The organism is Klebsiella huaxiensis (assembly GCF_003261575.2).
GTDB classification, from domain to species: Bacteria; Pseudomonadota; Gammaproteobacteria; order Enterobacterales; family Enterobacteriaceae; genus Klebsiella; species Klebsiella huaxiensis.
This window is the reverse complement of the sequence record NZ_CP036175.1, coordinates 1,826,679-1,851,151: the sequence shown is the minus strand read 5'-3', so window position 1 is coordinate 1,851,151 and position 24,473 is coordinate 1,826,679. Positions and strand designations below refer to the sequence as shown.

Sequence of the window (24,473 nt, the reverse complement as noted above, 5' to 3'; positions counted from 1 at the left end):
CCACACGCCTGGAACAAAGTTAATTAGCGATACATCCGTACACACTCTTCAACTAAGCCCCAAAACCAGTTGGTATCAATAGTGATGCCCACTTTGGTATTCGGCGCTTTACCGAGCACGCCCAGTTCGTCGCAGACCGTACGGCCATAGCAGGGGCCGCTGTTAACATCCACCTCAACGTACATGTCTTGTGTTTTGATGCCCTGAGGATTAATCAGATAGCCAATGCAGGTGGCATCATGCACCGGACCACCCGCTAAGCCGTAGTTTTCAAACTGCGTTTTGAGGGTGAAATTCATGATATCGCTAAACAACTGTCCCGCCGGACCGCCGGCTTTTTCCATGCGTGCAATAACGTCAGCGGTGCAGACCGTCTGATTAGTCAAATCCAGGCCCATCATGACCAGAGGGACACCCGAGGTGAATACCACGCGAGCGGCTTCAGGGTCGGCATAAATATTAAACTCTGCCGATGGCGTAAAGTTTCCGGTACCATAAGCACCGCCCATTAATACAATCTCGCGAATTTTCGGCAGGATTTCTGGCTGCATTCGCATGGCGACGGCTATATTGGTTAGTGGGCCAACGGGGACCAGCGTGATGTCACCCTCACTGGCCATGAGCGTGTCAATAATATATTTAACTGCATGCGTACTTTCTGCTTTACGTGTCAATGGAGAGAACACCGGGCCATCAAGTCCGGTTTCACCATGAATATTATCAGCGACAATTTGCTGACGCATAATGGGCTGCGGCATTCCCGCATAAACGGGTACATTGATATCTAAATGTTGGCAGACGTTTAATCCATTGACCAGCGTTTTATCCAGCGTTTGGTTACCCGCAACAATCGTTATTCCTAATAAATCAATTGCCGGATGTCTGGCCGCCATAATTATCGCAATAGCATCATCGTGACCTGGATCGCAATCGAGTATAATTTTTCTTTTTTCCATTTTTATTTCCTCTTTTCGCTTTTAAAGCATATTTATGTTATTACAGCAGGGTTAAGTAGGTAGCTTTTGCAGCATACCAGGCAAAAACTGATACTGAATATGAGAAATCTCATACAGGGAAGCGACCGTGAAAGAAATCCAAAATGAAAATCTCAAACAGCAATTGATAAGCGACTCGGGGTACCTGGAAAAATTTTCCGTCGATGTTGTGCGGGATACACGATTGTTCCACGTTGTGGCAGGGGATTATATTGTCAAAGAGGGGGCTCAACCCGCGCACCTTTTTTACCTCGCACGCGGCCGGGCTAAGCTTTACACCACATCAGCTAATGGTCGGGTCTCGCTGATCGACTTCTTTGGCGCACCCTGCTTTATCGGCGAGATAGAACTCATTGACAAACATCACGATCCGCGTGGCGTTCAGGCCATCGAAGAGTGCTGGTGCCTGGCGCTGCCCATTGCTTCATTCCGCCCGTTGTTGCTGAACGACGTCATTTTCCTGCGTAATCTCTGTATCGCGTTAAGCCAAAAAAACTATCGCAACATCGTGTCACTCACCCAAAATCAATCTTTTCCGCTGGTGAATCGTCTGGCAGCATTTATTTTATTAACTCAGCATTGTGATATTTATCACGAAAAACATACGCCGGCGGCGGAATATATGGGAGTGTCGTATCGTCATTTATTATATGTGATCGCACAATTCTGCCAGGAAGGCCTGCTGGTTAAACAGAAATCCGGCTACGCTCTTGGTAATAAGAAGAAACTGATCGCCCTCGCGCGGGAGATGGACCCGGATAATAATTTTGCTGATTTACTCTATTGAGCAGCGTGTGGATTCAAGAAGTGCTCTGTTCAAGATGAAGAAGCCAGGTCATCGCGTCATCGCGATTCGTCGCGCACATCTCCACTTCAGGCTTCAGACTGCCACACACTTTAGGCCTTAACGGCGAGCCAAAAATATTGCACAGGTTGCTGTCTGATAGCTGTATGCACCGGGTGTTTGCGGGCTTGCCCTGCGGCATACCCGGAATGGGGCTGGAGATAGAAGGAGCGATACAGCAAGCTCCGCAGTCGGGGCGGCATTCCATAATCGACTCTTCTGATAACGCTTTTGGCGGCCCAGACTAAACGTTTTACCTGAAGATAGCAAAACACACGAATTCCACTTGCCTGAAAGGCCCGGCGCGAGTAGTTTTACGCGATATTTTTGACCCTTTATGTGACAGGATTACCGCAATGCCAAGAGCGAATGAAATTAAAAAAGGTATGGTGCTGAATTACAACGGCAAACTGCTGATTGTTAAAAACATTGATATTCAGTCACCCAGCGCCCGTGGCGCCGCAACGCTGTACAAAATGCGTTTCTCTGACGTACGTACCGGCCTGAAAGTGGAAGAGCGCTTTAAAGGCGATGATATCGTCGATACCGTGACCCTGACCCGTCGTTTCGTTGACTTCTCCTATATTGATGGCAACGAATACGTCTTTATGGATAAAGAAGACTACACCCCGTATATCTTCACTAAAGAGCAGATTGAAGAAGAACTGCTGTTTATTCCTGAAGGCGGGATGCCGGACATGCAGGTTCTGACCTGGGACGGTCAGCTGCTGGCCCTTGAACTGCCGCAGACCGTTGACCTGGAAATCGTCGAAACGGCGCCGGGCATCAAAGGTGCATCCGCGAGCGCCCGTAACAAACCGGCGACCCTGAGCACCGGCCTGGTGGTTCAGGTTCCTGAATACCTGAGTGCAGGCGAGCGCATTCGTATCCATATCGAAGAGAGCCGCTATATGGGCCGCGCGGACTAAGTCCTGCTTTTTTTTACCAAAATGAAACACAGAGGACAGCGCCAGGCTGTCCTTTTTTATTTGTACCTTATCTGGTATCGCGGATCGCCTGGCTCATATCAACGCCAGGTTGCAATCGTCGCTCTCCTCGCCAAAGTTATTATACCAATAATAACTTATTTGCCGCTGCTCCATGGTCATTGTTTCCACACCTGGCAACAAACGCAGCGTCCTTGATTGATCAAGCTCACACAAAGCGGATAAATTAGGCTCACCAATTTAATTTGTTGTCATATAACTTTACACTACTGAATGTTAATCGTCAGTTAATCAGGTGTATGAATAATGACTACCATTGCTACAGCTACGCTGCCGGAAGGCGTGCAGCTCCCTCAGTACGATCGCAACCAACTGCGTTCGCGTATTGTGCATTTCGGTTTCGGCGCGTTTCATCGCGCGCACCAGGCCCTACTCACCGACAGGGTGCTCAACGCCAGCGGTGGGGACTGGGGGATTTGCGAGATTAGCCTGTTCAGCGGCGATCGGCTTATGATCCAGCTTCGCCAACAAGATCATCTGTTTACCGTACTGGAGAAAGGGGCCGAGGGTAATCAGCCGATCGTTGTCGGCGCAGTGCATGAATGTCTGAACGCCAAACTTGATTCGCTGGCTGCCATTATTGAGAAATTTTGCGAACCGCAGGTCGCCATTGTTTCTCTAACCATTACCGAGAAAGGCTACTGCATTGACCCTGCCAGCGGCCTGCTGGACATGACGCAGCCACGCATTATTCATGACCAGGAAAACCCTGCGCAGCCGCAATCGGTGCCCGGTATTCTGGTCGAAACGCTGGCGCGCCGCCGCCAACGTGGACTGGCGCCGTTTACCGTTCTCTCCTGCGATAATATTCCCAACAATGGGCATGTGGTGAAAAACGCCGTGCTGGGAATGGCTGAAAAACGCGATTCGGAGCTGGCGCAGTGGATTGCTGAACACGTCAGCTTTCCCGGCACGATGGTGGACCGCATTGTGCCAGCCGCCACCGATGAGTCGCTGGCGGAGATTAGCGCCGTGCTGGGAGTGGAAGACCCCTGCGCAATTAGCTGCGAGCCGTTTATTCAATGGGTTGTCGAAGATAACTTTGTTGCCGGTCGCCCGGACTGGGAAGCGGCTGGCGTACAGATGACGGATGATGTGCTGCCGTGGGAACAGATGAAGCTGCGGATGCTCAACGGCAGCCATTCCTTTCTTGCCTGGCTGGGTTATCTGGCGGGCCACGAACATGTCAGCGACTGTATGCAGGACCCGGTTTTCCGCAGCGCCGCTTACCGTTTGATGCTTGATGAACAGGCACCAACACTCTCAATCACCGGTGTCGACCTGACGGCCTATGCTGACAGCCTGATCGAGCGTTTCAGCAACCCCTCGCTGAAGCATCGCACCTGGCAAATTGCTATGGACGGTAGCCAGAAGCTGCCGCAGCGTATGCTTGACGGTATCCGTATCCACCTTGCTCGCGGAAGCCAGTGGCCGCTGCTGGCGCTGGGCGTGGCGGGCTGGATGCGCTATGTTAGCGGCATTGACGACGCTGGAAATACGATTGATATCCGCGACCCGCTGGCGGATAAAATTGGAAGAATTGTATCCGCCAGCAATGAACAACAGCGCGTTAGCGCCCTACTCTCCCTTGAAGAAATTTTTGGCTGCGACCTTTCGCAAAATCCGCAGTTCGTCGCCAACATCACCGCCGCGTGGCATCAACTTGTGACCGCCGGCACTCGCCAGGCGATTAGCGCCGCGCTGGATTCTTAACAATTTCTGCCTTTTAGCGGATAGAGCCCCGTTCTGTCCGCAGTAAGACTTCTCTTTTCACTTTTTTTTCGTCAGGATAGTCTCAACTGTTACAACATTACATTTATCCTGGAGAAAAGGTGACCAAAACTAACTTGATCACGGGATTTCTCGGCAGTGGCAAAACGACCTCGATTTTGCATCTGCTGGCCCATAAGCCCGCGGATGAAAAATGGGCCGTTCTGGTCAACGAGTTTGGCGAAGTAGGCATCGACGGCGCACTGCTGGCCGAGAGCGGAGCTCTGCTTAAAGAAATCCCCGGCGGCTGCATGTGCTGTGTCAACGGCCTGCCAATGCAGGTTGGGCTCAATACGCTGCTGCGCCAGGGAAAACCAGACCGCTTGTTAATAGAGCCAACCGGTCTTGGCCATCCCAAACAGATCCTCGATATTCTGACCGCCGCGGTATACGAGCCGTGGATCGACCTGCGCGCGACGCTATGTGTGCTGGACCCGCGTCAGTTGCTCGACGAAAAGGTGGTGACCAACGAAAACTTTCGCGACCAGTTAGCCGCCGCCGATATTGTCATCACCAATAAAGCGGACCGCGCGACCAGCGAAAGCCAACTGGCCTTTGCAACATGGTGGCAGACCTATGCCGGAGAGCGTCAGCACGTCAGCGCCACCCAGGGCAATATTGACCCGGTATGGCTTGATTTGCCGCGCCGCAACGTCACGCCGCTACCTGAAAGCGCTGAACACGCGCATAGCCACGGGCAAAAACCAGGTCTGGCGGCGCTTAATCTCCCTAGCCATCAGCGCTGGCGCCGCAGTCTTAATAGCGGTCAGGGCTATCAGTCCTGTGGCTGGATTTTTGACGCCGAGACCATTTTTGACACCGTTGGCCTGCTCGAATGGGCGCGACTGGCGCCGGTCGGACGCGTTAAAGGTGTGATGCGTATTGCCGAAGGACTGGTGCGTATCAATCGCCAGCAGCTTGACCTGCATATTGAGACGCAGAACGTTGCGCCGCCGGATAGCCGCATTGAGCTGATCGCTGATTCCGATACCGACTGGAACGCGCTACAGGCCTCCTTGTTGAAGCTTCGTTTAAGTTAAGGCGGCTATGGTTGCCGTCGTTTTACACAACACGCGATAATTATGATTAAAAATCGAATTCCCCTTATCCTGCTGCTGAACGCGGCGGGTATAGCGCTATTTTGCTCGTGGTACTTTCCTGTTAACCATGGTTTCTGGAATCCGCTGGATTCCGCTATCTTCTATTTCTTTAACCACCTGGTTGGAGTGAGCCCTGCTTACACCTGGCTGCTGGCAATTATCAACAACCGCGCATTCGACGCCTGCTCGCTGCTGGCAATGGGCAGCCTGATGCTGAGCTTCTGGTTTAAAGAACAGAGCGCCGGACGCCGCCGGGTGATTATCATCGGCCTGGTAATGCTGCTCGCCGCCGTCGTCATCAATCAGTTGGCTCAGCATCTGATGCCGGTCAAACGCGCCAGCCCCTCGCTCTCTTTCACCGACATTACTAAAGTGAGTGATGTGATCTCATTTCCCACTAAAGATGCCTCTAAGGATAGCTTCCCAGGCGATCACGGCATGATGCTGCTGATTTTTGCCGCCTTTATGTGGCGCTATTTTGGTCATCGCGCGTTGGCTATTGCGCTGGTCATATTTGTGGTCTTCGCGTTCCCACGCGTAATGATTGGCGCTCACTGGTTTACCGATATTGCCGTCGGTTCATTAACTGCCGTATTGATTGGCGCGCCCTGGGTGTTGATGACCCCACTGAGCGATCAAGTGATATCTTTATTTGAACGTTATCTACCCTGCGGAAAAACAAAAAATTAAACTCCGCCTTACAAATGATTAATATCATCCATAAGGGATCGTTCTGGGTCCCTTTTCTCTCAGCTCATTTTTTCTCATCCCCCTATCATCTTCCCGTCACATTAATCATTATAGAAATGAGTGGATTGCATATTTTTTACCCACAACTGACGCTATTTTACCCTTTCCCGATGATTCACTTTTTGTCGCAAAAATACTTATAAGAAATTGCGCAAAACCGCTCGCCATCCCTTGTTTGATCGGGTAATCTCGATCTCGTTTTGCCTTTCCAGCGACATCAATTCAGAGAATGAATAAATTTGTGCGTTAGGCCACAATTTTATGCTTACGGAATTGTCTCATTGCGACCAGGTAATTAGGCTCTAACACGTTTGGCATTTTTTATAACGACATTGTCGTTAAGGACAACAAGGGATAACACACAGCATGGTCAAATCTCAGCCGATTTTGAGATATATCTTGCGGGTCGCCCCCGCGATTGCAGTTGCGGTTCTGCTTTCCGCGTGTAGTTCAAATAGTACCGCCAGAAATATGCATTCTGAGACGCTTGCTGTGGGTAGTGGCGATTTATCATCACTGCAAGCCTCTCAGGATGAATTTGAAACAATGGTTCGCAATCTGGACGTTAAGTCCCGCTTGATGGATCAATATGCCAGCTGGAAGGGCGTGCGTTACCGCCTCGGCGGCAGCACTCGTAAAGGCATCGATTGTTCTGCCTTTGTGCAACGTACTTTCCGTGAACAGTTTGGTCTGGAACTGCCGCGCTCAACTTCTGAGCAGCAGGATTCAGGTAAATCCATTACGCGTTCTCAACTGCGTACTGGTGATTTAGTTCTGTTCCGCGCTGGTTCCACGGGCCGCCATGTGGGTATCTACATCGGCAACAACCAGTTTGTTCATGCATCCACCAGCAGCGGTGTGACGATTTCCAGCATGGATGAGCCATACTGGAAAAAGCGCTATAACGAAGCGCGACGAGTTCTGAGCCGCTCGTAAACTCTTCTGATGTTGGTTATCCCTTGGCCAATACCAGTAAAAGGAAAACACTGCCGAGGCAGTGTTTTTTTTTGCTCGTCAGCGAATGAACCTGGCAATATAAGCTATGTCTTTAAGTGGGGATGGAAAAACGACTTTCTATGCCCCCCTGGCGCAAATCAATAACACGGACTGATATAGCCTATGCCTACCCGTCACTTCTCTCCTCGGCGTAAAATCTGGCTAACCAGCTTATGTATCGGAATCGCCGTCGCCCTGCTGGCCGGTAGCATTCAGTTTATGGTGATTTATCACAATCGGGCAGAGCGTTTCGACGTCATCATTGATAATGTTCATGCGTATCTTAAGAGCTACTTCCACGATTTAAATCAGACCATTGATGGCCTGCAACCGCTAGTCGATCAGCCCTGTGAAAATGTCGATTCTGGATTAACCGCCCATGCTGCATTCAGCCCAAACGTGCGTGCGTTCCTGCTGGTTAAAAATGGTTTCGCGTTTTGTTCCTCCGCCACCGGGGCAATGAATACGCCTTTAACCCAGCTCATCCCCCAGCTCGATATCTCTAAAGCGGTCGATATGGCCATTCTGCCCGGGACGCCCATGATGCCGCAAAGCGCCGCGCTGGCGATGTGGGTCCGCAGTCCGCACGGTGGAGAAGACGGTGTTTTTGTCTCGATTAATGCCAACCTGACGCCCTATATTCTCTACTCTTCCCGGCAGAACGATTTCAGCGGCCTTGCCCTGGCTATTAGCCACACTGCCATCTCCACCTTCAGCAATAAACTTATCGACCCGCAAACGCTACTCTCACCACCAATCCGCCAGGTGCAGATTGACGGTTTGCCGCTCAAAGTTTATCTCTACGCCAACAGCTGGCTGGCAGAAAATACCCAATTTTCCCTGCTGCTTGGCGTGGTATGCGGCCTACTGGCAGGTTTTTTGAGCTATTACGTCCTGACTATCAAATCTGACCCGCGCAAAGAACTGCTGTTGGCGATCAAAAACGATCAGTTTTACGTGGTTTACCAACCGGTAGTGAAATCCGACACGCTGCAAATTAGCGGTATTGAGGTACTGATGCGCTGGCGGCACCCGACCGCCGGGGAGATCCCTCCTGACGTGTTTATCACCCTGGCTGAAGCCCAGCAGATGATTATCCCTCTCACCCGCCATCTGTTAAAACTGATAGCCCATGATGCCATGACTCTGCAAAGCCTTCTGCCCGCCGGTAGCAAGCTTGGGATAAATATTTCACCCGCCCACCTGCATGCCGACAGTTTTCAGCAGGATCTTCAACATTTCGCGGCAACTATGCCTTCTGACCATTTTAGCGTGGTGCTGGAGATTACCGAGCGCGCGATGATCGATAAAAAACGATCGTTGGAGAATTTCGACTGGCTACATGAGCAAGGCTTTGAAATTGCGATCGATGATTTTGGCACCGGACATAGTGCGCTTATCTATCTGGAGCGCTATAACTTCGACTATCTGAAGATTGACCGCGGCTTCGTGCAAGCTATCGGCACCGAAACCGTAACATCACCGGTTCTGGATGCCGTGATCTCGCTGAGCCGCCGTCTGAAGCTCACCACGGTCGCCGAAGGTGTGGAAACGCAGGAACAGGCCGAATGGCTATGCCAGCACGGAGTGAACTATCTGCAGGGTTACTGGTTAAGCCGACCGCTGACCCTGGAAGCGCTGGTCGCCGCCCACAATGAACCCGCGAAATATTTCACAACCCGCTGAGTCTCCTTTATCATTCGCTATCAGAGGTCAGGCCACTTCAGGCCTGTCATTGGAGGACGATATCCTGGTTATGTTTGTACGCATCAGCCTGATACTGCTGACCTTATTTAGCCTGCAGAGCCAGGCGCAAGCGATTAAAGAGAGCAATACGTTCGCCATTATCGGCGAGCCTAAATACGTCGCTGGCTTTGACCACTACGATTATGCCAACCCCGCCGCGCCGAAAGGCGGTGCAATTACCCTTGCGGCCATTGGCACCTTTGATAACTTCAATCGCTACGCGCTGCGCGGCAACCCGGGCATACGTACCGAAACGCTGTATGACTCCTTGTTTACCACCTCTGATGACGAACCCGGCAGCTACTATCCGCTGATTGCCGAAAGCGCTCGCTATGACGAAGCATTTTCGTGGATGGAGATAACCCTCAATCCACGCGCCCGCTACCATGACGGCAGCCCAATAACCGCCAGCGATGTCGCGTTTACTTTTCAAAAGTTTATGACCGAAGGGGTGCCGCAATTTCGCCTCTATTATAAAGGCACCACCGTTAAAGCGATCGCCCCGCTAACCGTTCGCATTGAGCTGGCAAAACCGGGTAAAGAGAATATGCTCAGCCTGTTCTCCCTGCCAGTGATGCCGGAAAAATTCTGGCGTAACCATAAGCTCAGCGACCCGCTATCTTCACCGCCGTTAGCTAGCGGTCCATACCGCGTGACCGCCTGGCGTATGGGTCAGTACATCACCTACTCGCGAGTAAAAGACTACTGGGCCGCTGATTTACCGGTTAATCGTGGGCGCTGGAATTTCGACACCTTGCGCTACGATTACTATCTGGATGACAACGTCGCCTTTGAAGCCTTCAAAGCCGGAGCCGTTGACCGACGCGAAGAGAATATCGCCAAGAACTGGGCCACCCGCTATGTGGGGCGCAACTTTACCCATGGCTACATCGTCAAAGATGAATATACCAACACCTCGGCGCAGAATACCCAGTGGCTGGCTTTCAACATTCAGCGCCCGGTATTTACCGACCGGCGGGTACGTGAAGCCATAACTCTCGCGTTTGATTTTGAATGGATGAATAAGGCGCTGTTTTATAACTCTTACAGCCGCGCCAATAGCTTCTTTCAGAATACCGAATACGCGGCGCGTGATTATCCAGATGCCGAAGAACTTGCTCTGCTGACGCCGCTGAAAAAAGAGATCCCTGCCGAAGTTTTCACGCAGATCTACCTGCCCCCGGTCTCCAACGGCGACGGTTTCGAACGCGTAAACCTGCTCAAAGCAGATGCCATCCTTAACCAGGCGGGATGGGTGGTGAAAAACCAGCGGCGGGTTAACGCGAAAAGCGGCAAACCGTTACGCTTTGAGCTGCTACTTCCTTCCGGGAGCAGCGATCGCTGGGTTCTGCCCTTTCAGCACAATCTTCAGCGGCTCGGGATCGTCATGGATATTCGCCAGGTCGACAACTCCCAATACAGCAACCGCAAGCGCAGTCGCGATTACGACATGATGCCCAACGTCTGGCGCGCCACGCCCTGGCCCGGAACTGACCTGCAAATCTCCTGGGACTCTGAATATATTGACTCCAGCTACAACGCTTCCGGTGTACAAAGCCCAGCCGTCGACCAACTGATTGCCCAAATTATTCGCTGGCAGGGCAATAAGGAGAAGCTGCTGCCGCTGGGTCGGGCTCTCGACCGCGTGCTGACGTGGAACTATTACATGCTGCCGATGTGGTATATGGCGCATGACCGAACCGCATACTGGGATAAGTTCTCTTTCCCGCAGACCCGCGCGGTTTACTCTTCTGGTTTTGAAAACTGGTGGTACGACGCAAGCAAAGCCGCCAGGCTCCCCGCGGACAGACGTTAAGGAATTAAGATGGGTGCATATCTGCTCCGCCGACTACTGCTGATCATCCCAACGCTATGGGCGATCATCACCATTAACTTTTTTATTGTGCAAATTGCGCCCGGCGGCCCGGTCGATCAGGCGATTGCAGCCATTGAGTTCGGCGATCGCGGCAGTTTGCCCGGGGCCGGAGAAAGCGGAATGAGCGCCAGCCATGCGCGTACCGGCGTCAGTAACATTAGCGACGGACACTATCGCGGCGGGCGCGGGCTCGACCCGGAGGTCATAGCCGAAATAACCCACCGCTACGGCTTTGATAAACCGCTGCACGAACGCTATTTTAAAATGCTCGGCGATTATCTGCGCTTTGATTTCGGCGATAGCCTGTTCCGCAGCTCGTCGGTACTACAGCTGATTAAAGACAGCCTGCCGGTCTCCATCACCCTCGGTTTGTGGAGCACGTTGATTATTTATCTGGTGTCGATTCCATTGGGGATCCGCAAAGCAGTCAGCAACGGCAGCCATTTTGACGTCTGGAGCAGCACGCTGATTATTATCGGCTATGCGATCCCGGCATTCCTGTTCGCGATTTTGCTGATCGTTATCTTTGCCGGGGGGAGTTATTTCGATCTCTTCCCGCTACGCGGGTTGGTTTCCGCCAACTTCGATAGCCTGCCGTGGTATCAAAAAATCCTCGACTATCTCTGGCACATTACGCTCCCCGTCCTGGCGACGGTGATCGGCGGTTTCGCGGCTCTCACCATGCTGACCAAAAACAGCTTTCTTGATGAGATCCGCAAGCAGTATGTGGTCACTGCCCGTGCCAAAGGAGTGAGTGAAAAGCAGATCCTCTGGGGTCATATTTTTCGCAACGCCATGCTGCTGGTGATTGCTGGCTTTCCGGCCACCTTTATCAGCATGTTCTTTACCGGCTCACTGCTCATTGAGGTGATGTTCTCGCTAAACGGGCTGGGGCTGCTGGGCTATGAAGCCACCGTTTCCCGCGATTACCCGGTGATGTTCGGCACGCTGTATATTTTTACCCTGATTGGCCTGCTGCTGAATATCATCAGCGATATCAGCTATACGCTGGTCGATCCGCGTATCGATTTTGAGGGCCGCTAATGTCATTTTTTAGTCCCGTCAATCAAGCCCGCTGGGCGCGCTTTCGCCACAACCGTCGCGGCTACTGGTCCCTGTGGATCTTTTTGGTGCTCTTCGCCTGTAGTCTGTGCGCCGAGCTTATCGCCAACGATAAACCTCTGCTGGTGCAGTATCGCGGCAGCCTCTACGTTCCACTATTAAAAAACTACAGCGAGACCACCTTCGGCGGCAGCTTTGCTACCGCCGCCGACTATCAGGATCCGTGGCTGCAAAAGCAATTGGATGATAACGGCTGGGCCCTGTGGGCGCCGGTTCGTTTTGGTGCGACGACCATTAACTTCGCCAGCGACAGCCCCTTTCCGTCTCCGCCGTCAAAGCTGAACTGGCTGGGCACCGATGCCAACGGCGGTGATGTGCTGGCGCGAATCCTCTATGGGACGCGAATTTCTATTCTCTTCGGTCTGTTGCTGACCTTCTTCTCCAGCGTGCTAGGGGTAATGGCTGGTGCAATCCAGGGATATTACGGCGGAAAAATTGATCTCTGGGGGCAACGGTTTATCGAAGTGTGGTCAGGGATGCCAACTCTATTTCTGATTATCCTGCTCTCAAGCGTGGTCCAGGCCAATTTCTGGTGGCTGCTGGCGATTACCGTACTGTTCGGCTGGATGACGCTGGTGGGCGTCGTCCGCGCTGAATTCCTGCGCACCCGCAACTATGACTATATTCGCGCCGCGCAGGCGCTCGGCGTTAGCGATCGGGCCATTATTCTGCGCCATATGCTGCCAAATGCCATGGTCGCCACCCTCACCTTCCTGCCGTTTATTTTGTGTAGTTCGATAACCACCCTGACCTCACTGGACTTTCTCGGCTTCGGTCTGCCGCTGGGCTCCCCGTCTTTGGGCGAGCTGCTGTTGCAGGGGAAAAATAACCTTCAGGCTCCGTGGCTGGGCATCGCCGCTTTTCTGTCGGTGGCAGTGCTGCTGACGTTGTTGATTTTTATCGGTGAAGCGGTTCGCGACGCCTTCGACCCAAGCAAGGCGGTGTAGCATGACGCAACCTCTGTTAGATATCGATAACCTCTCCATCGCCTTCCGCCAGCAGGGTGAAACCACCACCGTCGTCAGCGAGCTGTCGCTGCAAATCGCGGCGGGCGAAACCCTGGCGCTGGTGGGCGAATCCGGTTCCGGCAAAAGCGTTTCGGCGCTGTCGGTGCTACGCCTGCTGCCCTCACCGCCGGTCAGCTATCCCAGCGGCGATATCCGTTTTCACGGTCAATCGCTGCTGCACGCTGATGAACACACCTTGCGCGGCGTGCGCGGTAACCGCATCGCGATGATCTTTCAGGAGCCGATGGTTTCGCTAAACCCGTTACATAACCTCGAAAAGCAGCTGTACGAAGTGCTCTCTTTGCACCGTGGTATGCGTAAAGAGGCGGCGCGCGGGGAGATCCTCGACTGTCTTGATCGCGTGGGGATCCGCAATGCACCGCGGCGACTAGGCGATTATCCGCATCAGCTTTCCGGCGGCGAGCGCCAGCGGGTGATGATAGCCATGGCGCTGCTGACGCGCCCGGAGCTGCTTATAGCCGATGAACCCACTACCGCGCTGGATGTGTCGGTCCAGGCGCAAATCCTCGCGCTGCTGCGTGAACTCAAGCAAGAACTCAACATGGGGCTGCTATTTATCACCCATAACCTGAGTATCGTGCGTCAGCTCGCCGATCGCGTGGCGGTGATGCAAAACGGCCGCTGCGTCGAGCAAAATAGTTGTCAGGCGCTATTCTCTGCGCCTGAGCATCCTTATACTCGCCGCCTGCTGGATAGCGAGCCGTCGGGCGATCCGGTGCCGCTGGCTCCCGATGCGCCGGAGCTGCTGCGGGCGGAAAACTTGAGTATTGCTTTTCCTATACGCAAGGGGCTCCTGCGCCGGGTCGTCGATCATAATCGGGTGGTTAACGCCCTCAGCTTTCATTTACGCGCCGGAGAAACCCTGGGTCTGGTCGGCGAATCAGGTTCTGGCAAAAGCACCACCGGGCTGGCGCTTTTGCGCCTGATTCACTCTGAGGGAACGATTAATTTTGATGGCGAGGCACTTCAGGGGCACAATCGTCGTCAGATGCTGCCGCTACGCCGTCGTATGCAGGTTGTTTTTCAGGACCCCAACTCATCGCTGAATCCACGGCTAAATGTCCTGCAAATCATTGAAGAAGGGTTGCGCGTACATCAACCGACGCTCACCCCTGCCGAGAGAGAGCAGGCAGTGATACAGGCGATGCAGGAGGTAGGACTGGATCCGCAATCTCGTCATCGCTATCCAGCCGCCTTTTCCGGTGGTCAGCGTCAGCGCATCGCTATCGCCAGGGCGTTAGTCGTTAAGCCTCAGCTCATCGTGCTGGATGAGCCGACCTCGTCGCTGGATAAGACCGTACAGGCGCAAATTCTGGCCTTGCTGAAGGCGTTACAGCAAAAGCATCAGTTGGCCTATATTTTTATCAGCCACGACTTACGCGTAGTGCGGGCACTGTGTCATCAAGTCATGGTGCTGCGGCAGGGAGAGGTTATCGAGCAGGGAGAATGCGAGCGTGTCTTTACCGCTCCGCAACAGGAATATACCCGCCAACTGCTGGCGCTAAGCTGACGGTCAGAATGGATTATTACCAGAGAAAGGTTCAGCAATCGCCACGCCGAAATTTTTCAGGCGGCAGGTTGCAGCAAACTCGTCCTGGCGATTAACAAACAGGCACGGTTCCCCTTCGCATTCAACGATAGAGCTGTCTACTTCGATGTCGCTGAGCGCCTGGCTAAGCTTATGCATGACCGACCATGCATTTTGGCCTTCCGGACTCAACAATTTCAAAGCAACAAGGCTGTTTTCGCTCTGCGCGCCGTTTTGCGGAATCGGTTCAACTCTTGAACCTGCAAAACCGGCCAGCCAGCGATAGCTCTGCGGCAGACGGTGTACGATAGAGAGTTGCAGTGTATTCACGTGTTTTCCCAGGAAGCAAAATACTTCACAATAATTTCACATCAATGCTAACACATTATTGACAAATAGTCCTGATTCCGCACGGAAAACGCTTACACCGGTATAATATCTGTGTTATTGGGTTGTAATGTAAAAGTTTAAAATCGTGCAGATGGAACATCTTCGGGCTATATGTACCCGTTTCTGTGATCTAAAACAACTTTTTTATCGCAACAATGCGACTTTTTAAGCGATCTGATTTTACATAAAAGAAACAAATCACCAAACCAAGAAGCAGGTTTCGGTTGATATGCATCAAAAAAGGGGCGAAATCGCCCCCTCGATGTAACTCAACGTGCGGTTTTTCGCCGTCGGCTGGCATAGAGATAAAAGAGAATGGAGCTGGTGGCACAGAAGGCGATAGAAATCAGCATCGGCCAGGCGGTGGTAAAGGTCGCCATTGAGAGGAGAGCACCGACAATCGCCCCAATCCCGAAGCGAAAGGTTCCCGCCAGCGAAGAGGCCGTCCCGGCCATATGCGGAAATTCATCAAGAATGACCGCCATCGCGTTTGAAGAAACCATAGAAACGCAGCCGATAAACGCGGCAACGCCAAACACCAACGCCCAAAAACCAACATCAAACAGCGCACAGACCACCATCCATACCGCCATCGCGAACTGGATCCACAGCCCGGCGCGGAACATATTTACCGCCCCAACCCGCCGCACAAACCGGCTATTGATAATGGTCATAATGAACAGGAAAACGACGTTCAGCGCAAAATAGTAGCCAAAGTGCTGCGGCGAAACGTGGTTGATATTGATATAAACAAACGGACCGGCGCTCAAAAACGAGAACATCCCGGCAAAGCTAAAACCGCTCGCCAGCATATAGCTCAGCACTCGTTTGTGGCGGAACAGGGTAGCAAAATTGCCAAGCGTAGTGCGGATATGAAACTTCTGTCGCCGCTCTGGCGGCAGGGTTTCGCTAATGAAGAAAGCGATCATCACCGACGCTAACAGCGCCGCCACCGCCAGGATCCAGAAAATCGCATGCCAGCTGAACCACACCAGCACCGCCCCACCAACCATTGGCGCCACCAGCGGCGCGACGGTGGTCACCAGCATGACGAACGACATCATCCGCGAGAACTCTTCTTTTGGATAGATATCGCGCATCAGGGCGTTAATCACGACGCTTGCTGCCGCAGCCGCCAGGCCGTGGAAGAAGCGCATCGTAATCAACATATCGATAGTCTGCGACAGCGCGCAAGCCACCGCCGCCGCCGCGAAAACCAGCGTTCCGCCGAGAATAACTGGTTTACGCCCGATACTGTCAGCCATGGGGCCATATAAAAGCTGACCCACAGCAAAGCCCAAAATATAGGTGCTGAGCGTCATCTGCGCGCTGCCATCAGGCACATTGAACTGCGCCGAAATCACCGGCAGCGCCGGGAGATACATATCAATCGACAGCGGCATCAACATGGCCAGCAGGCCAAGAATAAACACAATTCCTAATGACGAATTCTTCTTTGCCGTCACGTTTTACTCCGCGCATGTTGGCCACCAACGCTGGCTATTTCAGCTTCCGTCAGCGGACGATATTCACCAGGGGCCAGCGACTCATCAAGGGCAATGTCGCCAATACGTTCACGGTGTAACCCCACTACGTGGTTACCGACAGCGGCAAACATCCGCTTAACCTGATGGTAACGCCCTTCGCTAATGGTCAGGCGGACTTCGGTCGGCGTTACCACTTCCAGCACTGCTGGTTTTGTCAGCTCTTTCTCATTGTGCAGCTGAACGCCTTTAGCAAACTGCTCGGCGGTGGTTTCATCAACCGGGTTTTCCAGCTCCACCAGATAGGTTTTTTCACAATGATGGCGCGGGGAAGTAATGCGGTGAGACCACTGACCATCATCGGTCATCAACACCAGGCCGGTGGTGTCAATATCCAGACGTCCTGCAGCGTGCAGCTTGTGGGCTACCGGCTCATCGAGGAAATAGAGTACCGTCGGATGATCCGGATCGTCGGTAGAACAAACGTACCCCTGCGGCTTGTTGAGCATAAAGTAGCGCGGGCCGTTTTGTTGAGTCAGCGTATTGCCGTCATACTCGACATCATGCTCCGGTAGAAGCTTAAAAGAAGAGTCTTTTACAATTTCGCCGTCCACAGTAACGCGGCTGCCGCGGATTTCACGCCCGGCAATAGCCCGACTAACGCCAAGTTGCTGAGCGATAAACTTATCAAGTCGCATGAGATTTTTTTAGCCTGTAAAGAGTGCTGGAGCGGGCAACGCGCCCGAAAAAGAAGAATATCACGGGTTAGTATAACGAGCTCTTAACACCACTCAAGGGAAAAGATTCGTGGCATACTATTCGCGAGTTAATTAACCGCCATAAATTCATGACTTTTACATTACGCCCCTACCAAAAAGAGGCGGTCGACGCCACGCTCGCCTGGTTTCGCCGCCACCATGAACCTGCTGCCATCGTCTTACCGACCGGCGCAGGTAAAAGCCTGGTCATAGCCGAACTGGCGCGGCTGGCGCGCGGTCGCGTATTGGTGCTGGCGCACGTCAAAGAGCTGGTGGCGCAGAACCACGCAAAGTATCGCGCACTCGGCCTGGCAGCGGATATCTTCGCCGCAGGCCTGAAGCGTAAAGAGAGCCACGGAAAAGTGGTGTTTGGCAGCGTGCAATCGGTGGCCCGCAATATTGACCAGTTTCAGGGCGAGTTTTCGTTGCTGATCGTCGATGAGTGCCACCGGATCAGCGACGACGATGACAGCCAGTATCAGCAGATCATCAGCCACCTTCAGCAGGTCAATCCACATCTACGTCTGCTCGGGTTAACCGCCACCCCTTTTCGCCTTGGTAAAGGCTGGATTTACCAGTTTCATTATCACGGCATGGTACGTGGCGATGAAAAAGCGCTGTTTCGCGACTGCATCTACGAGCTGCCGCTGCGCTATATGATTAAGAACGGCTACCTGACACCACCAGAGCGGCTGGATATGCCGGTGGTGCAGTATGACTTCAGCCGTCTCCAGGCACAAAGTAACGGCCTGTTTAGCGAGGCCGACCTGAACGTTGAGCTGAAAAAACAGCAGCGCGTCACGCCGCATATTGTCAGCCAAATCGTTGAATTTGCCCAAACGCGCAAAGGGGTAATGATTTTCGCCGCCACCGTTGAACACGCCCGTGAAGTAACCGGGTTGCTTCCGCAGGGCGAGGCGGCTCTTATCACCGGTGAAACGCCGGGGCCGGAGCGCGATCGCATCATCGAAGCGTTTAAAGCGCAGCAGTACCGCTATCTGGTTAACGTCGCGGTGTTGACGACCGGCTTTGATGCGCCGCATGTCGATCTGATCGCCATCCTGCGCCCGACCGAGTCGGTGAGCCTTTACCAACAGATCGTCGGCCGTGGCCTGCGCCTGGCGCCGGGTAAAACTGACTGCCTGATTCTCGATTACGCCGGCAATCCGCACGACCTGTATGCCCCTGAAGTGGGAACGCCGAAAGGAAAAAGCGACAACGTTCCGGTCCAGGTTTTTTGTCCGGCATGTGGTTTCGCCAATACCTTCTGGGGAAAAACCACCGCTGACGGCACGCTGATTGAACACTTTGGCCGCCGCTGCCAGGGCTGGTTTGAGGATGACGAAGGTCATCGTGAACAGTGCGATTTTCGTTTTCGCTTTAAAAACTGCCCGCAGTGTAACGCGGAAAACGATATTGCCGCCCGCCGCTGCCGCGAGTGCGATACCATTCTGGTCGACCCCGATGACATGCTGAAAGCCGCGCTGAAGCTCAAAGATGCGCTGGTGCTGCGGTGTAGCGGTATGGTTCTTCAGCACGGTGCGGATGACAAAGGCGCTTGGTTAAAAATCACCTATTACGATGAAGATGGCGCGGATGTTAGTGAGCGCTTCCGCCTGCATACGCCCGCCCAGCGTACCGCCTTTGAGCAGCTCTTTATCCGACCGCATACCCGAACGCCGGGCGTGCCGCTGCGCTGGATAACGCCTGCCGATATCCTCGCCCAGCAGGCGCTTCTGCGCCACCCGGACTTTGTCGTTGCCCGCATGAAGGGGCAATACTGGCAGGTCCGGGAGAAAGTGTTTGATTATCAGGGGCGATTCCGCCGGGCCAACGAACTGCGCTAATCGTCCTCAGGACTGAGGTTTTGGTTGCTGCAAAAACGCAGGGCGGCTATAATGCCGCCCGCTTTTGCATTCGCGAAGCAGATAATCTGCCTGCTGCTGGGTCGCCTGTAGCAGGATTTATATATAGAGAGACGTCAATGTTTACTATCAACGCAGAAGTACGTAAAGAGCAGGGTAAGGGTGCGAGCCGCCGCCTGCGTGCAGCTAACAAATTCCCGGCCATCATGTATGGCGGCGAAGCTGCGCCAGTAGCAATCGAACTGGATCACGACAAAGTGTGGAACATGCAGACCAATGCAGAGTTCTACAACGAAGTTCTGACCATCGTTGTTGATGGCAAAGAAGAGAAAGTTAAAGCTCAGGCTGTTCAGCGTCACCCGTTCAAGCCGAAGCTGACCCACATCGACTTCGTTCGCGCTTAATCGCTCGCTGAAAGTTGTATGGCAAACGCCCCGCTCCGCAAGGTTCGGGGCGTTTTGTTTATTAGGCGAGTAGCGTTGAGGCATTCAGCGCGAGATGCTGCAACAGCATAATCGTTTTCGCATCGACGATTTCTCCTTCGCGAATAGCCTGCAGCGCTTTTTCCAGCGGCCACTCCAGCACTTCGATATCTTCTCCCTCCGTCGCCAGGCCGCCACCGTCGCTGCGCCGATCGTCGGCAGAGTATTCAGCGATGAAAAAGTAAAGCTTCTCCGTCACCGAACCGGGACTCATGTAAGCGGTAAATACCGGCTCGATCCGGGTGACGCGAAAACCGGTCTCTTCTTCGGCCTCGGCAACGATGCGTTCTTCCGGAGAAGCGTCATCCAGCAGTCCTGCGGCGGCTTCGATCAAAAATCCATCATGACCGTTAATCCATACCGGAAAGCGAAACTGACGAACCAGCACCACCGTTTGCTTTTCCCGGTTGTAGAGCAAAATCACCGCACCATTACCGCGGTCGTAAGCTTCCCGACTCTGCTCCTGCCAGCGCCCGTCCCGGCGCAATAACTCAAACGTGTAGGTTTTCAGTGTATACCAGTTGTCCGATAATAGCGTTTCGCGGATATGGCGAACGCGCGGCGCATCAGCGTGCATGTTTTTCCCCTTTTAGGTGACAGCGAGCACCATAACATGCATAATCGCGCACAAACAAGATAACTCATGAAGGTATTTTTGATGCTTGCCAGCCAGAGAAAACAGCAGATTTTGCATATCCTCGCCGAGGAAAAACAGGTGATGTCAGGCGATCTCAGCCAGCGTTTTAGCGTTTCAGAGGACTCCATTCGCCGGGATCTGCGAGAACTGGCTGCGGAAGGTAAATTGCAGCGGGTACACGGCGGTGCGCTGCCTGTTTCCGCGGCAATCGCGCCTATTGAAACAAGAAAAAACGTGCAAATCCCTTCAAAACAGGCAATCGCTCAACGCGCAGTGGAGCTTATTCAACCCGGTCAGGTGGTGATTATCGACGGCGGAACCACGACCGGAGAGATGGCGCGCCTGCTGCCGAATGACCTGGCGTGTACAGTGGTGACTCATAGCCCGGGGATCGCCGTCGAACTGGTGGAAAAACCGCTGATAGAAGTGATTTTGATTGGCGGTCGGCTATTCAAACATTCGGTGGTCAGCGTGGGCGCAAACGCGCTGGAAAGTATTTCCCGCATCAATGCCGACCTGTTTTTTATGGGCGTCACAGGCGTACATCATCGAGCCGGATTAACCACGGGTGATTATGAAGAAGCGGGGATTAAGCGCGCGCTAGCGGCACGAGCAGCCGAAACGGTGGTGATGGCATCACAAGAAAAGCTCAACTCCGCTTCGGCCTTTACCATCGGCGAATTGAGCCTCGCTAGCACACTGGTTGTGGATACGCCGTTAGATGATGTACTACGCCAGCAATTAGCCATTGATGGGGTAGAAACCCTTTACACCTTCTAGTTCACCGCTTTCAGGCTGGAGTCCAGAAGTAAAAACCCGACTCAGCGCCGGGATTTTTGTCAGTTACTTTCCGCCGGAGGTTCGGCGCTGCAGCTGATCGCGCAAGTTCGGCGGGGTACCTTTAATGGTTAAGGTATCCGTTGCCGGATCCCAGAACACACGCTCACCCAGCAACATGGCATCAAAGTTGATGGTTAACCCGCCGCCGCTGCCAGCAAACTTAGTTAACTGACGTAAAGTGCTGCGGTCTGCCGGGAAGCTCTCTTCCAGTTCATAGCCTTGTTCGGCGGTAAACTCCTGGAAGGTCTTCTCGCTGACGCCCGCCAGCTCTTTGGACAGCGACTCCAGCTCGATTTCCTCACCGGCCTGCAGCTGTTCGTTGCAATAGCTATATACCTGCTGGCGCACGTTCTGTCGCTCAGATTTATCCAGCTGCGCATCGGCGGCGAAATCATCCAGCGCCTGTAGCAGGCCACGGTTCTGCGCTTTTGCGTTCAACCCTTCGCTGGCACCGAGGAAGTCCATAAAGAAGTCGGCAACTTTACGCCCTACCCGGCCTTTTAAGAAGGTCAGATAACGGGTGGACTCCGGGTTTGTTTCCCATTCGGTTAAATCAATACGCGCAACAATATCGGCGTGATTGATATCCAGATAGTGGGTGGAACTGATATCGAGCTCTTCATTAACGCGCATGCTACTTAAGTTATTCAGCACAGCTACCAGCAAATATTCCACTGCCAGATAACGATACTGACAAAACAGGACAATACCGCCTTCAGCAAAAGGATATTTCGCTAATTCGTCACGCAGGCGACCGGTCGCCGCTCGGCTAAATGGCAGAAACTCCTCTTCACCCTGACGCTGTTGACGCAGGGACTGAGCCAACTCGCTCTCTTCGGTGAACAAACCGTAGGCTTTATTTTTTGCGCTGTAGACACGATGCAGTTCGGCCATCATCTCCACAACCGTCGCAGTCGGTTCCAGCAATGACTCGCGCAGCACCAGTTCCAGATTTTGTTCATCACGTTTGATTAACTGATGCAGGGCAATCTGGTCGATATCCAGACTCATGTTAAACTCTCCTTTTAGACTGGGAAGTATTCAACCACTGCAGGGACGACGACGCAACCAGCACGTCGCTCTTTACGAGCGAAGCCGCTCGCTTTTACGCCATGGTGAAAAAATGCGGAAAAAAAGCCGCTGCTACGGTAATATGTTGCCCTTTCACGAACAGACAGATTTTGAGTTTATGCCGCAAATATCCCGCTATAGCGATGAACAAGTCGAACAGCTGCTCAGCGAGCTGACGAGCGTTCTGGAAACACACAAAGCCCCCGTTGACCTTTCACTGATGGTGCTGGGCAATATGGTGACCAACCTGATCAATAGTAGCGTCGCGCCGGCGCAGCGTCAGGCTATCGCCCGTTCTTTTGCCCAGGCGTTGCAGTCATCTATCAACGACGATCCGGCGCACTAAGGATAACGAACAACAGTATATGGTGACTCTACGTCAGCCCTACCGAGAAAAAGTCTCCCAGATGGTCAGTTGGGGACACTGGTTCGCCCTGTTCAACATGTTGTTGGCAATGGCGCTCGGCAGTCGCTATCTTTTTGTCGCCGACTGGCCAACGACGCTTGCTGGACGTATTTTCTCGTACGTCAGCCTCGTTGGTCACTTCAGCTTCCTGGTTTTTACCAGCTATGTGCTGATTCTTTTCCCGCTGACTTTTATCGTCATCTCACAGCGTTTAATGCGTTTTATCTCGGTCATTCTGGCGACCGCAGGTATGACGCTGCTACTGATCGATAGCGAAGTTTTCACTCGCTTCCACCTGCATCTCAACCCCTTTGTCTGGGAACTGGTGATAAACCCCGATCAGAACGAGATGGCCCGTGACTGGCAGCTGATGTTTATCAGCGTGCCCGTTATCTTCCTGCTGGAAATGCTCTTTGCAACCTGGAGCTGGCAGAAGCTGCGAAGTCTGACGCGTCGTCGCCACTACGCCCGTCCGGTTGCCTGGTTCTTCTTTATCTCTTTTATTAGCAGCCATCTGGTCTATATCTGGGCGGATGCGAATTTCTATCGCCCGATAACCATGCAGCGGGCGAATCTGCCGCTCTCCTATCCGATGACGGCCCGCCGCTTCCTGGAAAAACACGGTTTATTAGATGCACAGGACTATCAGCGCCGTCTGGTAGAGCAAGGCGCACCGGAAGCGGTCTCGGTACAGTATCCGCTGAGCGATCTGCATTATCGCGATCTCGGCGCCGGTTATAACGTGTTGCTTATCACCGTTGATAACCTTAACTACTCCCGCTTTGAGAAAAACATGCCGGTGCTGGCCGGTTTCGCGAAAGAGAGCGTCAACTTCACCCAGCATATGAGCTCTGGTAACACCGCCGACAGCGGCTTCTTTGGCCTGTTCTACGGAATTTCTCCAGGCTATATGGATGGCGTATTGTCGGCCCGTATCCCTGCGGCACTGATTACCTCGCTGAATCAGCAGGGCTATCAGTTGGGGCTGTTCTCATCAGACGGTTTTAGCAGCCCGCTTTATCGTCAGGCGCTGCTCTCAGACTTCTCGCTGCCGGTCGCGAAAACGCAAAGCGATGAGCAAACAGCAAGCCAGTGGATTAACTGGCTTGATCGCTACGCCCAGGATGAAAACCGCTGGTTCTCATGGGTTTCGCTCAACGGCACCACCTTCGATAACGGCCAGCAGCAAAACTTTGTTCGCCGCTACAGCCGAGCCGCTGGCGATGTCGACACACAAATTGGCCGGGTACTGAACGCGCTGCGCGAATCAGGCAAACTGGACAACACGGTGGTTATCGTGACGGCAGGTCATGGTATGCCACTGAATCCTCAGCATGACCAGTTTGGTTGGTCTCGTGAGCAACTGCAGGTTCCATTAGTGATTCACTGGCCCGGCACACCGGCACAGGAAATTACTACGTTGACGGATAACAAAGACGTGATGACGACGTTGATGCAACGTCTGCTGCACGTTTCCACTCCGGCAAACGAGTATTCCCAGGGTGAAGACCTGTTTAGCGCCGCCCGTCGTCGCGCCTGGGTGACCGCAGCCAATAGTGATACGCTGGCAATTACTACGCCAAGAGTCACCATCGTGCTCAATCACAACGGGACTTACAATACCTGGAACAGCGAAGGTGAGAAGGTTAAGGCTCAAAAACCGCAGCTCAGCTTACTGCTGCAGGTGCTGACCGATGAAAAACGCTTCATCGCTAACTGATTGATTATTTATGAATCAATCAGTCATATCCCGGCTTGCATTCAGTTGGGGAACGGGT

At 53.1% G+C, this 24,473-nt stretch carries 23 protein-coding genes; 16 read left to right on the top strand and 7 right to left on the bottom strand.

What is annotated here, in order from left to right:
• Nucleotides 1-23: 23 nt before the first annotated feature.
• A complete protein-coding gene (gene rihB / locus DA718_RS08895) occupies nt 24-956 on the bottom strand; it encodes a ribosylpyrimidine nucleosidase (protein ID WP_112213061.1) in 933 nt (310 codons plus the stop codon).
• A gap of 127 nt (nt 957-1,083) precedes the next feature.
• On the opposite strand from rihB, the gene DA718_RS08890 reads away from it, so the two are divergent.
• Entirely contained in the window at nt 1,084-1,782 is a 699-nt protein-coding gene (locus tag DA718_RS08890; RefSeq protein ID WP_110272357.1) for a transcriptional regulator YeiL, read from the top strand.
• A gap of 13 nt (nt 1,783-1,795) precedes the next feature.
• Here the strand turns inward: DA718_RS08890 and DA718_RS08885 are convergent, their stop codons facing one another.
• A complete protein-coding gene (locus DA718_RS08885; protein ID WP_112213060.1) occupies nt 1,796-2,047 on the bottom strand; it encodes a YkgJ family cysteine cluster protein in 252 nt (83 codons plus the stop codon).
• Between the two features lie 148 nt (nt 2,048-2,195).
• Here DA718_RS08885 and yeiP point away from each other — a divergent pair, with 148 nt between their 5' ends.
• The 10 genes from yeiP (at nt 2,196) to yejF (ending at nt 14,744) form a co-directional block, all read left to right on the top strand.
• A complete protein-coding gene (gene yeiP, locus DA718_RS08880; protein WP_112213059.1) occupies nt 2,196-2,768 on the top strand; it encodes an elongation factor P-like protein YeiP in 573 nt (190 codons plus the stop codon).
• A gap of 324 nt (nt 2,769-3,092) precedes the next feature.
• Nucleotides 3,093-4,559 carry a mannitol dehydrogenase family protein gene (locus tag DA718_RS08875; RefSeq protein WP_112213058.1) on the top strand — a complete coding sequence of 489 codons (1,467 nt, stop codon included), beginning with the start codon at nt 3,093-3,095 and terminating at the stop codon, nt 4,557-4,559.
• A 119-nt stretch (nt 4,560-4,678) separates the two neighbouring features.
• Nucleotides 4,679-5,656, top strand: a complete 978-nt coding sequence (locus tag DA718_RS08870) for a CobW family GTP-binding protein (RefSeq protein WP_112213057.1) — start codon at nt 4,679-4,681, stop codon at nt 5,654-5,656.
• A 36-nt stretch (nt 5,657-5,692) separates the two neighbouring features.
• A complete protein-coding gene (locus DA718_RS08865; RefSeq protein ID WP_167492860.1) occupies nt 5,693-6,406 on the top strand; it encodes a phosphatase PAP2 family protein in 714 nt (237 codons plus the stop codon).
• Nucleotides 6,407-6,832: 426 nt separating this feature from the next.
• Nucleotides 6,833-7,402: a bifunctional murein DD-endopeptidase/murein LD-carboxypeptidase gene (gene mepS, locus DA718_RS08855; protein ID WP_110272352.1), complete on the top strand. Its 570-nt coding sequence runs from the start codon at nt 6,833-6,835 to the stop codon at nt 7,400-7,402.
• A gap of 183 nt (nt 7,403-7,585) precedes the next feature.
• The gene (locus DA718_RS08850; RefSeq protein WP_112213054.1) at nt 7,586-9,148 is read left to right on the top strand and encodes a cyclic di-GMP phosphodiesterase; all 1,563 of its coding nucleotides are present in this window, start codon (nt 7,586-7,588) and stop codon (nt 9,146-9,148) included.
• Between the two features lie 70 nt (nt 9,149-9,218).
• Nucleotides 9,219-11,024, top strand: coding sequence for an extracellular solute-binding protein (locus tag DA718_RS08845; protein WP_112213215.1), 1,806 nt, complete (start codon nt 9,219-9,221; stop codon nt 11,022-11,024).
• A 9-nt stretch (nt 11,025-11,033) separates the two neighbouring features.
• Complete coding sequence (locus tag DA718_RS08840; RefSeq protein ID WP_112213053.1) at nt 11,034-12,128, top strand: microcin C ABC transporter permease YejB; 1,095 nt, start codon at nt 11,034-11,036, stop codon at nt 12,126-12,128.
• The gene (locus DA718_RS08835; protein ID WP_112213052.1) at nt 12,128-13,153 is read left to right on the top strand and encodes a microcin C ABC transporter permease; all 1,026 of its coding nucleotides are present in this window, start codon (nt 12,128-12,130) and stop codon (nt 13,151-13,153) included. Before DA718_RS08840 ends, DA718_RS08835 begins: the two co-directional genes overlap by 1 nt.
• Before the next feature lies 1 nt (nt 13,154).
• Nucleotides 13,155-14,744: a microcin C ABC transporter ATP-binding protein YejF gene (gene yejF / locus DA718_RS08830; protein ID WP_112213051.1), complete on the top strand. Its 1,590-nt coding sequence runs from the start codon at nt 13,155-13,157 to the stop codon at nt 14,742-14,744.
• A gap of 3 nt (nt 14,745-14,747) precedes the next feature.
• On the opposite strand, the gene DA718_RS08825 is transcribed toward yejF, so the two are convergent.
• The 3 genes from DA718_RS08825 to rsuA all read right to left on the bottom strand — a co-directional run bounded on the left by DA718_RS08825 (nt 14,748) and on the right by rsuA (nt 17,334).
• On the bottom strand, nt 14,748-15,092 hold the full coding sequence (locus tag DA718_RS08825) for a YejG family protein (protein ID WP_112213050.1): 345 nt from the start codon (nt 15,090-15,092) through the stop codon (nt 14,748-14,750).
• Between the two features lie 329 nt (nt 15,093-15,421).
• Nucleotides 15,422-16,618, bottom strand: a complete 1,197-nt coding sequence (locus DA718_RS08820) for a Bcr/CflA family multidrug efflux MFS transporter (protein ID WP_112213049.1) — start codon at nt 16,616-16,618, stop codon at nt 15,422-15,424.
• Complete coding sequence (gene rsuA, locus DA718_RS08815; RefSeq protein WP_112213048.1) at nt 16,615-17,334, bottom strand: 16S rRNA pseudouridine(516) synthase RsuA; 720 nt, start codon at nt 17,332-17,334, stop codon at nt 16,615-16,617. The genes DA718_RS08820 and rsuA overlap by 4 nt, the downstream gene beginning before the upstream one ends.
• Before the next feature lie 149 nt (nt 17,335-17,483).
• Here rsuA and radD point away from each other — a divergent pair, with 149 nt between their 5' ends.
• On the top strand, nt 17,484-19,241 hold the full coding sequence (radD, locus tag DA718_RS08810; protein WP_112213047.1) for a DNA repair helicase RadD: 1,758 nt from the start codon (nt 17,484-17,486) through the stop codon (nt 19,239-19,241).
• A gap of 137 nt (nt 19,242-19,378) precedes the next feature.
• Nucleotides 19,379-19,663 carry a 50S ribosomal protein L25 gene (gene rplY / locus DA718_RS08805; RefSeq protein WP_112213046.1) on the top strand — a complete coding sequence of 95 codons (285 nt, stop codon included), beginning with the start codon at nt 19,379-19,381 and terminating at the stop codon, nt 19,661-19,663.
• A 61-nt stretch (nt 19,664-19,724) separates the two neighbouring features.
• On the opposite strand, the gene DA718_RS08800 is transcribed toward rplY, so the two are convergent.
• Nucleotides 19,725-20,318 carry an NUDIX domain-containing protein gene (locus DA718_RS08800; RefSeq protein ID WP_112213045.1) on the bottom strand — a complete coding sequence of 198 codons (594 nt, stop codon included), beginning with the start codon at nt 20,316-20,318 and terminating at the stop codon, nt 19,725-19,727.
• A gap of 81 nt (nt 20,319-20,399) precedes the next feature.
• Here DA718_RS08800 and DA718_RS08795 point away from each other — a divergent pair, with 81 nt between their 5' ends.
• On the top strand, nt 20,400-21,158 hold the full coding sequence (locus DA718_RS08795) for a DeoR/GlpR family DNA-binding transcription regulator (protein WP_112213044.1): 759 nt from the start codon (nt 20,400-20,402) through the stop codon (nt 21,156-21,158).
• A gap of 63 nt (nt 21,159-21,221) precedes the next feature.
• Here DA718_RS08795 and yejK read toward each other — a convergent pair whose 3' ends face one another.
• A complete protein-coding gene (gene yejK / locus DA718_RS08790) occupies nt 21,222-22,229 on the bottom strand; it encodes a nucleoid-associated protein YejK (protein WP_112213043.1) in 1,008 nt (335 codons plus the stop codon).
• Nucleotides 22,230-22,407: 178 nt separating this feature from the next.
• Here yejK and DA718_RS08785 point away from each other — a divergent pair, with 178 nt between their 5' ends.
• Together DA718_RS08785 and yejM are read left to right on the top strand one after the other, a co-directional pair.
• On the top strand, nt 22,408-22,635 hold the full coding sequence (locus DA718_RS08785) for a YejL family protein (protein ID WP_112213214.1): 228 nt from the start codon (nt 22,408-22,410) through the stop codon (nt 22,633-22,635).
• A 19-nt stretch (nt 22,636-22,654) separates the two neighbouring features.
• Nucleotides 22,655-24,415, top strand: coding sequence for an LPS biosynthesis-modulating metalloenzyme YejM (yejM, locus tag DA718_RS08780; protein WP_112213042.1), 1,761 nt, complete (start codon nt 22,655-22,657; stop codon nt 24,413-24,415).
• The last annotated feature ends 58 nt before the right edge of the window (nt 24,416-24,473 follow it).